Genomic DNA, 13,964 nt, shown 5'->3' on the forward strand with positions numbered 1-13,964 from the left:
CCGGACCCGAACCGCAGCAAGCTCCCCAGCCCTCATACAACCAGCGAACTACCAGACACACGCCGTGACAAGAGCAGCTAACAAAGCACTACTAGTCGCCGGTGTGGCGGTGGGGGAGTTTCGTGTGGGCGAGGTTTACGCCCAGGATGCCGGCCCAGGAGATCAGGAGGCCGGTCAGGCCCGCGTTGACGACGCCGATCGCCGACAGCGGGATCGCCAGGACCAGGGTCACGATGGCGAAGCCGAAGCGCTCGGCGAAGTTCGGCCCGCCGGACCGACCGGCGGCGGGACCGCCCCGGACCTCGTGCAGGCGCTGCTCGGCCAGCCGCCGCCTGACCTGGGTGTCCACCTTCTCGATGAAGGAGTCGACCAGCGCCGCCTCGTACTCGGCCCCCAGCTCCCCGCGGGCCTTCAAGGTGGCGTCGAAGTCCTTCTTCAGCTCTTGGGCGTGGGGTTCCATGCCCTCCAGGCTAGGAAGGCACGCAGCCCCGGGGCACTGGGGCTAGCCCCCGTATCCGACCGGCCAGGGTTGCCGTCCTGCATAACCGCATGCAGAGTGCTTGCTGACTGAATACGTCAGGGGTCCACGGGACGGAGGGGGCGGGATGAGCGACAAGAGCGACCGGGGCGACAGCCCGGCCGCGCGGCTGCAGAAGCTGTTCGAGGGGCACCGGCTGACGCCGACGCAGCGGCGGATCGCCCACTGCATGGTCCGCGGGGCGGCCGAGGTGCCGTTCCTGTCCAGCGTCGAGCTGGCCGAGCTGGCCGGGGTCAGCCAGCCGTCCGTGACCCGCTTCGCGGTGGCGCTCGGCTTCGACGGGTACCCGGCCCTGCGCCGCCACCTGCGCGAGGTGGCCCCCGCCGGCCGCCCCGGCGGGCCGGGCAGCGACTCGTACAACTCATACCAGCAGGCCGTGCAGGCCGAGATCGACAACCTGCGCCACCTCTCGGCGATGCTCGCCGACCCCGGCCCCGTCGAGGAGGCGGGGCGGGTGCTCGCCGGGTCGGTGCCGCTGCCGGTGCTCGGGCTGCGGGCCGCGTCCTCGCAGGCGCGCGGGTTCGCGTACTTCGCCGGCAAGGTGCACCCCGATGTGCGGCTGCTGGACGAGGGCGGTTCGATGCTGGCCGACCGGATCGACGCGGCGGCCGCATCCGGTGCCTCGGCGCTGCTGTGCTTCGCGCTGCCGCGGCACCCGCGCGAGGTGGTGGCCGCCCTGGAGTACGCCCGTACGGCAGGCCTGACCGTCGTCACGGTCGCCGACTCCGCGTTCGCCCCGGTCGCCCGCCACTCGGACCTGCTGATCCCGGCGCCGGTCGGCACCGGGCTCGCCTTCGACACGGCGTGCGCGCCGATGCTCCTGGGGCGGGTGCTGCTGGAGTCGATGGCGGACGCCCTGCCGGACGCCCAGGCGCGCCTGGAGGCCTTCGACGCGAAGGCCGCCGCCCGCTCCCTGTTCGTGGAGTAGAGCCGGGGCACGGGCGGGCCCGGGGCCCGGGCCCGGGGCCCGGGTCACAGCAGCGCGTCGCGCTGCTCCGCGCCCGCCTCCGCGACCAGGGCGGCGAGCGGCTGCCCCGGCCGGACCAGGGCGAAGCGGACCGCGCCCTCCTCGCCCGCGCCCTCCTCGCCCGCGCCCTCCCCGCCCGCACCGTCCCCGCCCGCACCGTCCCCGCCCGCACCGTCCCCGACCGTGAAGCCGTGGACGGGCGGGCGCGGCAGGCTGTTGTAGCCGTAGTGGGCCGTGAAGAAGTACGCGCCCGTGTCCGGTACGGCGATCAGGTCGCCCGGACCGAGCGGCGGCAGCGGCCGCGCCTCGGCCAGCAGGTCGCCCGCGAAGCAGGCGGGCCCCGCGACGTCCTGGGCGAGGGGCGCGCCGCCCTTCGGGACGCCCCGGCCGTCGTAGGCCAGGATCCGCACCGGCCACACGGCGGGCGCGTACACGGTACGGGTGGCCAGCTGGACCCCCGCGTGGGTGAGCGCGATCGGGCGGGAGCCGGTGGTCTTCGTGTACTCGACCCGGGCGATCACCAGGCCGTGCTTGGCGGTCAGCGCCCGGCCGAATTCGGTGACCAGGCCGTACGAGCCGTCGAAGAGGGCGGGGACGGCCGTGCGCAGGGCGGCCACGTGGTCGGCGTACGAGGGGGTAGCGGCGTCCGAGGCGAAGTTCACCGGCAGGCCGCCGCCGATGTCGAGGGTGTCGATCTGCCGCCGCCCGGCCGCCGCGTTGATCTCCTGCGCGAGCGCGTGCACCGCCCGCACCCCCTGCGCCATCAGCGCCAGGGGGACGCCCTGGGACCCCGAGTGGGTGTGCAGCCGGGTCAGCCAGGGGCGCTCGACGCAGGCGCGCACCAGCCACTCGCGCGCCCCCTCGTCGCGCAGCGCGAACCCGAACTTCGAGGTCGCGGTGGCGGTGGAGAGCGCGTCGATCGTGCCCGCGCCGGTCTGCGGGTTGATCCGCAGGCCCACCGGGGACCGGACGGGACCCGGGGCCGCCGCGATCAGGGCGTCGACGCGCTCCAGCTCCTGGCGGTTGTCGGCGTTGACGGCGATGCCCAGGGCCAGCGCCTCGCGCAGCTCGGCGGTGGTCTTGGCGGGGGAGTCCAGGACCGTGCGCTCCGGGGCCACCCCCGCGGCCCGGGCCAGCGCCACCTCCCCGGCGCTGGCCACCTCGCAGCCCAGCCCCGCGGCGTCGAGCAGCCGCAGCACCGGGACCAGCGGGCAGGCCTTGACGGCGAAGGCGTGCAGCACGGGGGTGCCGGGCGGCAGCGCGGCCGCGAAGGCGGCCGTCAGGGCGGCCGCCGAGGCGCGGATCCCGGCCGTGTCCAGCAGGCACACCAGGGGCGCGTCGCGCTCGCCCGGCCCCACCAGCCCCTGCCGTACGGCGGCCCGTACGGCCAGGTCGCGGCGCGCGGCGGCGCCCTTCGCGTCCACCTCGGGGGTCATGTCCGTCAGCCGGCCAGCGGTCATGCCGCCAGCCAACCACCGGCGAACCGTCATGGCGACATGCCCGCAGCTGTTGACTGAATCTATTCAGAGGGTGAGTATGTGAATGGATTGACCAACACCGGAGGAGGCACCGCCATGTCAGGACCCCGCCCCGTACGTGCCGCACGAGGTACCGACCTGAGCACCCTGGGATGGCAGCAGGAGGCCGCCCTGCGGATGCTCCAGAACAACCTCGACCCCGAGGTCGCCGAGCACCCCGACAAGCTGGTCGTCTACGGCGGCACCGGCAAGGCCGCGCGCGACTGGCGCTCGTACGACGCGATGGTCCGCACGCTGCAGACCCTCAAGCAGGACGAGACCATGCTGGTCCAGTCCGGCCGTCCGGTCGGCGTGATGCAGACCCACGAATGGGCCCCGCGCGTCCTGCTCGCCAACTCCAACCTGGTCGGCGACTGGGCCAACTGGGAGGAATTCCGGCGCCTGGAGAACCTGGGCCTGACCATGTACGGGCAGATGACCGCCGGTTCGTGGATCTACATCGGCACCCAGGGCATCCTCCAGGGCACCTACGAGACCTTCGCCGCCGTCGCCGCCAAGAAGTTCAACGGCACCCTGGCCGGCACCATCACCCTGACCGCCGGCCTCGGCGGCATGGGCGGCGCCCAGCCGCTCGCCGTGACGATGAACGACGGCGTCGCCATCTGCATCGACGTCGACCCGCGCGCCATCGACCGCCGCATCGAGCACCGCTACCTGGACGTCAAGGCCGACAACCTGCGGCACGCGCTCCAGCTGGCCGTCGAGGCCCGCGACGCCCGCAAGCCGCTCTCCATCGGCCTGCTCGGCAACGCCGCTGAACTCCTCCCGCAGATGCTCGCGGAAGGCGCCCCGATCGACATCGTGACGGACCAGACCTCCGCCCACGACCCGCTGGCCTACCTGCCGGTGGGCGTCGACTTCGACGACATGGCCGCCTACGCCGCCAAGGACCCGGCGGGCTTCACCACCCGCGCCCGCGAGTCCATGGCCCAGCACGTCGAGGCCATGGTCGGCTTCATGGACGCGGGCTCCGAGGTCTTCGACTACGGCAACTCCATCCGCGGCGAGGCCCAGCTGGCCGGTTACGACCGCGCCTTCGCCTTCCCCGGCTTCGTCCCCGCCTACATCCGCCCCCTCTTCTGCGAGGGCAAGGGCCCCTTCCGCTGGGCGGCCCTGTCCGGCGAGGCCTCGGACATCCACAAGACCGACAAGGCGATGCTCGACCTCTTCCCGGAGAACGAGTCCCTGCACCGCTGGATCAAGATGGCGGGCGAGCGCGTCCACTTCCAGGGCCTGCCCGCGCGCATCTGCTGGCTCGGCTACGGCGAGCGCGACAAGGCCGGCGAGCGCTTCAACGAGATGGTCGCCGACGGCACCCTCGCCGCCCCGCTGGTCATCGGCCGCGACCACCTCGACTGCGGCTCGGTGGCCTCCCCGTACCGCGAGACCGAGGCCATGCTCGACGGCTCCGACGCGATCGCCGACTGGCCGCTGCTCAACGCCATGGTCAACGTCGCCTCCGGCGCCTCCTGGGTCTCCATCCACCACGGCGGCGGCGTCGGCATGGGCCGCTCCATCCACGCGGGCCAGGTCACCGTCGCCGACGGCACGAAGCTCGCGGGCGAGAAGATCCGCCGCGTGCTCACCAACGACCCCGGCATGGGCGTCATCCGCCACGTCGACGCGGGCTACGACATCGCCGAGACCGTGGCCGACGAGCGCGACGTCCGCATCCCGATGCGCGAAGGCGACCAGGCGTGACCCAGAACGCCGCGGCCGGAGCCTCGTTCCACGACATGTGGGCCGGGCTCCGGCCCATCGGGCGGGACCAGGGGAGCGGCGGCTACCGCCGCTACGCCTGGACCGGCGCCGACGCCGACTGCCGGGCCTGGTTCCGGGCGCAGGCCGAGGCCCGCGGCCTGACGTACGAGGACGACCGCAACGGCAACCAGTGGGCCTGGCTCGGCGACCCCCTGGCCGGGGACGCCGTCGTCACCGGCTCCCACCTGGACTCCGTACCCGACGGCGGGGCCTTCGACGGCCCCCTCGGCGTCGTGTCCTCCTTCGCGGCCCTGGATGAACTGCGCGCCCGCGGCGCGGAGTTCTCCCGGCCGCTGGCCATCACCAACTTCGGTGACGAGGAGGGCGCCCGCTTCGGGCTCGCCTGCGTCGGCTCCCGGCTCGCCGCCGGACACCTGACCAAGGAGAAGGCGTACGAGCTCCGCGACGCGGACGGCATCAGCCTGCCCCGCGCCATGGAGGACGCCGGATACGACCCGGACGCCATCGGCGCCGACCCCGAACGCCTCGCCCGGATCGGCGCCTTCGTCGAGCTGCACGTGGAACAGGGCCGCGCCCTGGACCTGTCCGGCGACCGGGTCGGCCTCGCCTCCGCGATCTGGCCGCACGGCCGCTGGCGCTTCGACTTCCGCGGCGAGGCCAACCACGCGGGCACCACCCGCCTGGTGGACCGCCGCGACCCGATGCTCACCTACGCGGCGACCGTCCTGGCCGCCCGTACCGAGGCCGCCCTCGCCGGGGCCGTCGCCACCTTCGGGAAGATCTCGGTCGAGCCCAACGGCGTCAACGCCATCCCGTCGCTGGTACGCGGCTGGCTCGACTCCCGCGCCCCCGACCAGGCCGCCCTCGACACCGTCGTCACGGCGATCGAGAAGGCCGCCCGGGAACGCGCCGAGGCCGACGGCATCGACCTCGGCGTGGTCCGCGAGTCCTTCACCCCGGTCATCGAGTTCGAGGACGCCCTGCGCGACGAGCTGAACCGGATCCTGGGCGGGGCCGTCCCCGTCCTCGGCACGGGCGCGGGACACGACGCCGGAATCCTCTCCGGATCGATCCCGACCGCGATGCTGTTCGTACGCAACCCCACCGGCGTCTCCCACTCCCCGGCCGAGTTCGCCGCCGAGGACGACTGCGTCGCCGGAGTCCTCGCCCTCGCCGACGTACTGGAAGGTCTGGCGTGCCGTTGAACGCGCAGCAGAACACGTACTGGCTGGAGCACGCCTGGCTCGGCACCCACGTCGAGCCGGGCGTCGCCCTGGACGTCATGGACGGTCGGATCGCGGCGCTGCGCACCGGGGTGGACGCCCCGCCGCCCGGCGCCGAGGTGCTGCGCGGGCTCACCCTCCCGGGCCTGGCCAACGCGCACAGCCACGCCTTCCACCGGGCGCTGCGCGGCACGGTCCAGGTCGGCAGCGGAACCTTCTGGACCTGGCGCGAGCTGATGTACCGGGCCGCCCAGAACCTCACCCCCGAGAACTACTTCGCGCTCGCCCGCGCGGCGTACGCGGAGATGGCGCTGGCCGGGATCACGGCCGTGGGGGAGTTCCACTACGTCCACCACGCGCCCGGCGGTACCCCCTACGCCGACCCCAACGCCATGGGGGAGGCCCTGATCGAGGCCGCCGCCGAGGCGGGCATCCGCATCACCCTGCTCGACACGGCCTACCTCTCCTCCGGCTTCGGCCAGGCCCCGGAACCGCACCAGCTGCGCTTCTCCGACGGCACCGCCGAGGCCTGGGCCGAGCGGGCGGCGGCGCTGAAGCCGCGCGAGCACGCCCTGATCGGCGCGGCCGTGCACTCCGTGCGCGCGGTGCCCGCCGACCAGCTCGCCACGGTGGCCGGCTGGGCCGCCGAGCGCCGGGCCCCACTGCACGTGCACCTGTCCGAGCAGACCGCCGAGAACGACGCCTGCCAGGCCGCGCACGGGCGCACCCCCACCCAGCTGCTCGCCGACCACGGGGTCCTGGGGCCGCGCACCACGGGCGTGCACAACACGCACCTCACCGACGGGGACATCGCGCTCCTCGGCGGCACCTCCACCGGCACCTGCATGTGCCCCACCACCGAACGCGACCTCGCCGACGGCATCGGGCCCGCGACCCGGCTCCAGCGCGCGGGCAGCCCGCTGTCCCTGGGCAGTGACAGCCACGCCGTCATCGACCTCCTGGAGGAGGCCCGCGCGATGGAGCTGAACGAGCGCCTGCGCAGCCGGACCCGGGGGCACTGGACGGCGGCCGCGCTGCTGGCCGCGGCGACCCGGGACGGGCAGGCGGCCCTCGGCTGGGACGACGCCGGCCGCCTGGAGGCGGGGGCGCTGGCGGACTTCACCACCGTCGCGCTGGACTCCGTACGGACCGCGGGGCCGCTGCCGCGGCTCGGGGCCGAGACGGTCGTCTTCGCGGCCTCCGCCGCCGATGTCCGGCATACGGTCGTCGGGGGGCGCCACATCGTCCGCGACGGCGCGCACGCCCTGGTCGGGGACGTGGCCGCCGCCCTGTCCGAAGCCATCGCAGCCGTCCGCGGCTGACCCGTCCTGGGGCTCCGCCCCGGACCCCGCGCCTCAAACGCCGGCGGGGCTGTCATTCGCTGCGCGAATCCAGCCCGTCCGGCGTTTGAGCGCACCATGCAGCTCCGCCCCGGAGCCCCGTGCCTCCGAGAGGAAACCGTGACCACCACCGTCATCCACAACATCGGCAGCCTCGTCACCAACGACCCCGCCCAGGGCGACGGCTCCCCGCTGGGGCTGCTCCAGGACGCCGCCGTCGTCCTGGACGGCGAGACCGTGGCCTGGGTCGGCCCCACCGCGCAGGCCCCGGCCACGGACGCCGCGTTCGACGCGAAGGGCCGAGCCGTCATCCCCGGCTTCGTCGACTCCCACTCCCACCTCGTCTTCGCCGGCGACCGCACCCAGGAGTTCAACGCCCGGATGTCCGGCCGCGCCTACTCCGCCGGAGGCATCCGCACCACGGTCGCCGCCACCCGCTCCGCCACCGACGCGGAGCTGGAGGCCAATCTGGTGCGCCACCTCGACGAGGCCCGCCGCCAGGGCACCACCACCTTCGAGACCAAGTCGGGCTACGGCCTGACCGTCGAGGACGAGGCCCGCGCCCTGCGCATCGCCGCCGCCCACACCGAGGAGGTCACCTACCTCGGGGCGCACATCGTCTCCCCCGATTACGCCGAGGACCCGGCCGCGTACGTCGACCTCGTCACCGGCGAGATGCTGGCGGCCTGCGCCCCGTACGCCCGCTGGGTGGACGTCTTCTGCGAGAAGGGCGCCTTCGACGGCGACCAGGCCCGCGCGATCCTCACCGCGGGCGCGGCCGCCGGCCTGATCCCGCGCATCCACGCCAACCAGCTCTCCCACGGACCCGGCGTCCAGCTCGCCGTGGAGCTGGAGGCGGCCTCCGCCGACCACTGCACCCACCTCACCGACGCCGACGTCGACGCGCTCGGCCAGGCCGCCGGGACCACGGTGGCCACCCTGCTGCCCGGCGCCGAGTTCTCCACCCGCGCCCAGTGGCCCGACGCCCGGCGGCTGCTGGCCGCGGGCGCCACCGTCGCGCTGTCGACCGACTGCAACCCCGGCTCGTCCTACACGAGTTCGATGCCCTTCTGCATCGCCCTCGCCGTCCGGGACATGGGCATGACCCCCGACGAGGCCCTCTGGTCGGCCACCGCGGGCGGCGCCCGCGCCCTGCGGCGCACCGACATCGGCGCGATCACGCCCGGCGCGCGCGCGGATCTGGCCGTTCTGGAGGCCCCGAGCCACGTCCACCTGGCCTACCGCCCGGGTGTCCCGCTCGTTTCGGCCGTGTGGCAGCGGGGTGTCAGGGCCTCCTGATACCGGGGTGCACTTGTCTCTTCCCTCCGTAAGCCCCTCGGCGTACTTTGAGCCACCAAATCTGATGTGCCGTCAGTAACTTGCCATCAGTGACCCGTGGTTCCGAGGTCCGAGGGGAAGACGAAGGTGTCCAACCGGAAACGCTCCACCGCGCTCGCGCTCGCCACCGCGCTGGCCGGATCGGCGGTCCTGCTGGCCGCCCCGGCCGCGCAGGCCGATGTGGTCGACGTCAAGTACGACTGCGAGACCCCGATCGGTCCAAAATCGGCGGTCTCGCCCATCGACATCAAGGCCGTCAAGGAGGGCGACGGCTACAAGCTCACGATGTCCTTCCAGAAGGGCGTCTCCTCCAGCCCCATCGAGCTCGGCCCGGGCGCGATGACGCCCAGCGCCGTCATCACGGTCGCCGGCGCCGAGACGGCCAGTGTCCCGGTCGCGGGCCCGCCCAACGCCGCGGCCGCGCCCGCCAACACGCCCATCAAGATCTCCGACCTCTCGGGCACCTACACCCCGAAGAAGAGCGGCAAGGTCACCTTCACCGCGGGCGTGCTCACCATCAAGGCGATGGGCACCACGACCACCTGCAAGCCCGGCAACAGCCCCAAGCCGTCGCTCGAGATGGACGTGACGGGTGCCGCGGGCGCCCCCAAGGCCCCCGCCACCGGCGGCTCCACCAGCGGTTCCACCGGCGGGGACACCCTCCCGCAGACGGGCCCCGCCGACTCCGCCCTCGCCCTCGGCACCCTGGGCGGCACCGTGGTGCTCACCGGCGCCGCCGGAGTGCTCTGGCTGACCCGGCGCGGCCAGCGGGCCCGGTCCTGAACGGAGCGGACCCGGCCATGCCCGCGCTCCGCACCCGCCACCGCCGCGCCCTCCGCACGCGCCGTACGCGCTGTACGCGCTGTACGCGCCGCACGCCGTCCGGGCGGTCCGGGCCGCTCGGGCCGCTCGGCGTGCTCGGCGTGCTCGGGGTGCTCGGGGTGTTCCTCCTCGGCGTCCTGCCGTCCGCCGCCCCGGCGTGGGCGGCGGACCCCGGCTGGACCGCCGAGCCCGCCACCGGGTCGGCCGCCCGGCCCGGCGGGGCCCGACCGTACTTCTACCTGGAAGGAATCCCCGGCACCGTGCTGGAGGACCGGCTGGCCCTGGCCAACCCCACCGACCGGGAACACACCGTGACCCTGCGCGGAGCCGACGCCTACAACACCGGGGCGGGCGCCCTCGCGGTGCGCCCGGCGAAGGAGTCCACCGGCGCCGGTTCCTGGATCGGCTTCGGGGCGACCCGTACCGTCACGATCCCCCCGCGCACCCGCGCCGTGGTCCCCTTCACCGTCACCGTGCCGCCCTCCGCGCTGCCCGGCGACCACCCCGTCGCCGTGGTCGCGGCCGAATCCGGCCACGAGGCGGCCGTACGGGTCCACTTGCGGGTCAGCGGTCCGACGCTGGCCGCCCTCACCGTCGAGCACGCCTCGGTGAGCGGCAAGGGCGCGGCCGCCGTGATCCGCTACACCCTGGTCAACCGGGGCAACGTGGCGCTCGCGCCCGAGCTGTCGGTGCGCGCCGAGGGCCTGTTCGGCGAGGTGCCGGGCCGGGCGGCGCGCACCCTGCCGGTGGAGCTGCTGCCCGGCCAGCGGGTCGAGCTGAGCGAACCCTGGCCCGGCGCCCCGGTCTTCGACCACGCCGGTCTCACCCTCACCGTCACCGCCCCCGGCGGCGCGCGCGCCACGGCCACCACCTCCCGGTGGTTCGTGCCCTGGGGCCTGGCGGGCCCGACCGGCGCGGGGCTGTCCGGCCTCGCCGCCGTGGCCCTGGCCGCGCACCTGCTCGTACGCACCCGGCGGGCCGCCCGCGCGACGCCGTCCGACGCGGCGCCGCGCCCGCCGGACGGACCCGGAAGCGGCGCCGAACCCCACGAGGCAGCCCACGAGTTGACGGGAGCGCCCAGGTGAGCGCGCGTTACGATCCTCCGCTCCCGGCATCCGGCCGCGCCCGCCCCGCCGCGCACCGGCCGGGCCCGGGCCGCTGGGCCGCCGGGCTGGTGGCCGCCGTGACCGGCGCGCTGCTCGCGCTGGCGGCCGTACCGGCCTGGTCCGCGCCGGCCGCCGACGGAAAACCCACCGCGACGCTCTCCCTCCAGGAGGTCGCCAAGGGCACCGAGATCACCGTCACCGGAGCGGGCTGGCGGCCGAAGACGATGGTCATGCTGCTGGTCTGCGGGCAGAACATGATCGGCGGCACCAACAGCTGCGCCAACGCGGACGGCAACGCCGTCTCCGTCGACGAGGCCGGGCACTTCGCCGCCCAACTGCCGGTGGTGGCCCCGCCCAAGCCCTGTCCCTGCGTGGTCGACGTGGCCTCCGTCAACGGGGACCAGTCCACCGTCGCCGTGCCCGTGAAGATCACCGACCACCCGGTGGCGGACCTGCCCGCGGAGTCCGGGACGGCCCGCCTGGCGATCCTCACCGGCGTCCAGCTGGAGGGCGACGACGGCGTGCTGACCTGGTTCGGCGCCCCGCCGAGCCGCAGGTTCGTCGTCACCGTCGGCAATCTCGGCTCGGCCCCGGTCACCGACCCCGTCTTCCAGATCGGCACCGCCCACGGGGTGTTCGCGCCGACCTGGGAGGAGCACCAGTGGAAGGGCACGATCCCGCCCGGCCAGAAGGCCCGGGTCGCGATCGACGTCTCGCTCGACGCGGGCGCGTACGGCGACTACACCCTCTCGCTCAAGTACGGCGAGAAGGTCCTGGCGACCCAGCCCTGGGGGGTGGACCGGCCGTACGGCGTGCTGCTCTTCTGGGGCCTGCTCTGCCTGGTGATCCCCGCCGCGGTCTTCCGGATCGGCATGGCCGTCGTCGACAAGGTCCGCCCGCGCGCCCCCGGATCCGGCCGCCACCGCGGCAGCGACTTCTCGGAAAGCACCTGTGCACCTCGCGTGGTAATGGAAAATGGTATCTAGTAATCGCATTAAAGGGCGCGCGGCCGCTTCACCGCGGACGCGCGCGGCCGCCTCACCGGTACGGCCCCGGCCGTGCCGTGGCTGCGCGACGCCACGCACGTGCTGGTCCCGGACACGGACCGGACGCTGTGGCTCGTACGGACGGACGCACCCGGAGCCGCGACGGCGCGGGAGGAGACCACCGCCCCGTGGTCGGCCGGGCGGCTGACCCTGACCGCGGCCGGGGGCGAGCGGATCGGGGCGGCGGACGGCCGGGCGTACGAGGCGGTGCTCGCCGGCGCCCGCACCGCCTTCGCGGGGCTCCAGGCGGGCGTCTGCGCGGGCTCCCTGGCCCGCGCCGTCGCCTACACGGGCGTCCGCGAGCAGTTCGGCCGGCCGCTCTCCACCAACCAGGGGGTCATGCTGCGCGCCGCCGACGCGTACATGGACACCGAGGCCATCCGGGTGACGGCGTACGAAGCGGCCTGGCGCATCGACCAGGGGCTCCCGGCGGCCGAGCACGCCCTGACCGCCGCCTGGTGGGCCTCGGAGGCGGGCAAGCGGGTCGTGCACGCGGGCCAGCATCTGCACGGCGGGATGGGGGCCGACCTGGACCACCCCGTCCACCGGCACTTCCTCTGGGGGCGCCAGCTGGACGCGTACCTCGGCTGTGGCAGCGAACTACTGGCGGAACTGGGCGCCGTACTGGCGCAGGAGGTCTGAGGGATGAGAGCCGACGCGATGAGGGTGGGCGACAGCCTGCCGCCGCTGGAGATACCGGTCACCCGCACGCTGATCGTCGCGGGCGCGATCGCCTCCCGCGACTACCAGGACGTGCACCACGACGCGTCACTGGCGCGGGAGAAGGGCTCCCCGGACATCTTCATGAACATCCTGACCACCAACGGACTGGTCGGCCGGTACATCACCGATCACGTCGGGCCCGGCGCGGTGCTCCGCAAGGTGGCGATCCGCCTCGGCGCGCCCAACCACCCAGGCGACACCATGACGCTCACCGGCACGGTCACCGCCATCGACGGGGACACCGTCGAGATCAAGGTGGTCGGCGTCAACGGCATCGGCCACCACGTGACCGGCACGGTCACCGCCACGCTGCCAGGGGAGGCGGCATGAGCGTCCGCACCCGGGACTCCCTCGGAGGGCGCGCGGCCATCGCCGGGATCGGCGCGACGGAGTTCTCCAAGGACTCCGGCCGCAGCGAACTGCGGCTCGCCGTGGAAGCCGTGCACGCCGCGCTCGACGACGCCGGGCTCACCCCCGCCGACGTCGACGGCATGGTCACCTTCACGATGGACACCAGCCCCGAGATCACCGTCGCCCAGGCAGCGGGGATCGGGGACCTCTCCTTCTTCTCCCGCGTCCACTACGGCGGCGGGGCGGCCTGCGCCACCGTCCAGCAGGCCGCTCTGGCCGTCGCCTCGGGCGTCGCGGAGGTGGTCGTCTGCTACCGCGCCTTCAACGAGCGCAGCGGCCGCCGCTTCGGCTCCGGGGTGCAGCAGCGCGAGCCGTCGGCGGAGGGCGCGGCCCTCGGCTGGTCCCTGCCGTGGGGCCTGCTCACCCCGGCCTCCTGGGTGGCCATGGCCGCGCAGCGCTACCTGCACGCGTACGGGCTGACCCCCGAGGCCTTCGGGCACGTGGCCGTCACCGGCCGCCGGTACGCCGCGACGAACCCGGCCGCCTGGTTCCACGGCAAGCCCATCACCCTCGCCGATCACGCGGCCTCGCGCTGGATCGTCGAGCCGCTGCGGCTGCTGGACTGCTGCCAGGAGACCGACGGCGGGCAGGCGATCGTCGTCACGAGCGTGGAGCGGGCGCGCGAGCTGCGGCACGCACCCGCCGTCATCACGGCGGCGGCGCAGGGGGCGGGGCGCCGTCAGGAGGCGATGACGAGCTTCTACCGGGACGATCTCTCCGGGCTGCCGGAGATGGACGTCGTGGCCCGGCAGCTGTGGAGGACGAGCGGTCTGCGCCCCGGCGACATCGACGTCGGCATCCTCTACGACCACTTCACGCCGTTCGTGCTGATGCAGCTGGAGGAGTTCGGCTTCTGCAAGCCGGGGGAGGCCGCCGATTACGTCGCCGCGGGCGCGCTCCCGCTCAACACCCACGGGGGCCAGCTCGGCGAGGCCTATCTGCACGGCATGAACGGCATCGCCGAGGCCGTGCGCCAGCTGCGCGGCAGCTCGGTCAACCAGGTCGAGGGCGCGGCCCACGCACTGGTCACGGCCGGCACCGGGGTGCCGACCTCCGGCCTGATCCTGGGCGCGGACCACTAGGCCGTCTCTTCGGGACCCCCGCCTCTCCACCTTCAGGAGGTGGGGGAAACCCCCGTCCTACAACCTGAGAGGGACCCGGTTTCGGCACCTGCGGCCGATCCCGGGAGC

The 13,964-nt window shown here is 74.3% G+C and carries 12 protein-coding genes and 1 pseudogene; 11 read left to right on the forward strand and 2 right to left on the reverse strand.

From position 1 onward, the window contains the following. Positions 1-91 precede the first annotated feature (91 nt). Complete coding sequence (locus tag ABT084_RS30430) at positions 92-460, reverse strand: hypothetical protein (protein WP_351050678.1); 369 nt, start codon at positions 458-460, stop codon at positions 92-94. Between the two features lie 145 nt (positions 461-605). Here ABT084_RS30430 and ABT084_RS30435 point away from each other — a divergent pair, with 145 nt between their 5' ends. After that, complete coding sequence (locus ABT084_RS30435; RefSeq protein WP_351050681.1) at positions 606-1,466, forward strand: MurR/RpiR family transcriptional regulator; 861 nt, start codon at positions 606-608, stop codon at positions 1,464-1,466. 44 nt (positions 1,467-1,510) lie between these two features. Here the strand turns inward: ABT084_RS30435 and ABT084_RS30440 are convergent, their stop codons facing one another. Next, entirely contained in the window at positions 1,511-2,965 is a 1,455-nt protein-coding gene (locus tag ABT084_RS30440; RefSeq protein WP_351050684.1) for a type III PLP-dependent enzyme domain-containing protein, read from the reverse strand. 114 nt (positions 2,966-3,079) lie between these two features. Between ABT084_RS30440 and hutU the strand changes: the two genes are divergently transcribed. From hutU to ABT084_RS30490, 10 genes and pseudogenes are all read left to right on the forward strand, one after another. Further along, positions 3,080-4,744 carry a urocanate hydratase gene (gene hutU, locus ABT084_RS30445; RefSeq protein ID WP_351050687.1) on the forward strand — a complete coding sequence of 555 codons (1,665 nt, stop codon included), beginning with the start codon at positions 3,080-3,082 and terminating at the stop codon, positions 4,742-4,744. A gap of 35 nt (positions 4,745-4,779) precedes the next feature. Next, positions 4,780-5,970, forward strand: coding sequence for an allantoate amidohydrolase (locus ABT084_RS30450; RefSeq protein WP_351050769.1), 1,191 nt, complete (start codon positions 4,780-4,782; stop codon positions 5,968-5,970). Further along, positions 5,961-7,310, forward strand: coding sequence for a formimidoylglutamate deiminase (locus tag ABT084_RS30455; protein ID WP_351050690.1), 1,350 nt, complete (start codon positions 5,961-5,963; stop codon positions 7,308-7,310). The genes ABT084_RS30450 and ABT084_RS30455 overlap by 10 nt, the downstream gene beginning before the upstream one ends. Before the next feature lie 96 nt (positions 7,311-7,406). Then, the gene (gene hutI, locus ABT084_RS30460) at positions 7,407-8,627 is read left to right on the forward strand and encodes an imidazolonepropionase (protein ID WP_351050693.1); all 1,221 of its coding nucleotides are present in this window, start codon (positions 7,407-7,409) and stop codon (positions 8,625-8,627) included. Positions 8,628-8,753: 126 nt separating this feature from the next. Further along, complete coding sequence (locus ABT084_RS30465; protein ID WP_351050695.1) at positions 8,754-9,449, forward strand: LPXTG cell wall anchor domain-containing protein; 696 nt, start codon at positions 8,754-8,756, stop codon at positions 9,447-9,449. Positions 9,450-9,466: 17 nt separating this feature from the next. Further along, a complete protein-coding gene (locus ABT084_RS30470) occupies positions 9,467-10,573 on the forward strand; it encodes a COG1470 family protein (RefSeq protein WP_351050696.1) in 1,107 nt (368 codons plus the stop codon). Beyond that, complete coding sequence (locus ABT084_RS30475; RefSeq protein ID WP_502969232.1) at positions 10,570-11,580, forward strand: hypothetical protein; 1,011 nt, start codon at positions 10,570-10,572, stop codon at positions 11,578-11,580. Before ABT084_RS30470 ends, ABT084_RS30475 begins: the two co-directional genes overlap by 4 nt. A 15-nt stretch (positions 11,581-11,595) precedes the next feature. Then, a pseudogene (locus ABT084_RS30480) lies at positions 11,596-12,282 on the forward strand (acyl-CoA dehydrogenase family protein); the annotation flags it as partial. Positions 12,283-12,300: 18 nt separating this feature from the next. Further along, positions 12,301-12,693, forward strand: a complete 393-nt coding sequence (locus ABT084_RS30485; RefSeq protein WP_351050775.1) for a MaoC family dehydratase — start codon at positions 12,301-12,303, stop codon at positions 12,691-12,693. Beyond that, positions 12,690-13,856 (forward strand): lipid-transfer protein, encoded by a 1,167-nt coding sequence (locus tag ABT084_RS30490; RefSeq protein ID WP_351050699.1) that lies wholly within the window; start codon positions 12,690-12,692, stop codon positions 13,854-13,856. The genes ABT084_RS30485 and ABT084_RS30490 overlap by 4 nt, the downstream gene beginning before the upstream one ends. The last annotated feature ends 108 nt before the right edge of the window (positions 13,857-13,964 follow it).

It is taken from the genome of Streptomyces sp. NPDC002138 (assembly GCF_040296485.1).
Taxonomy (GTDB): Bacteria; Actinomycetota; Actinomycetes; order Streptomycetales; family Streptomycetaceae; genus Streptomyces.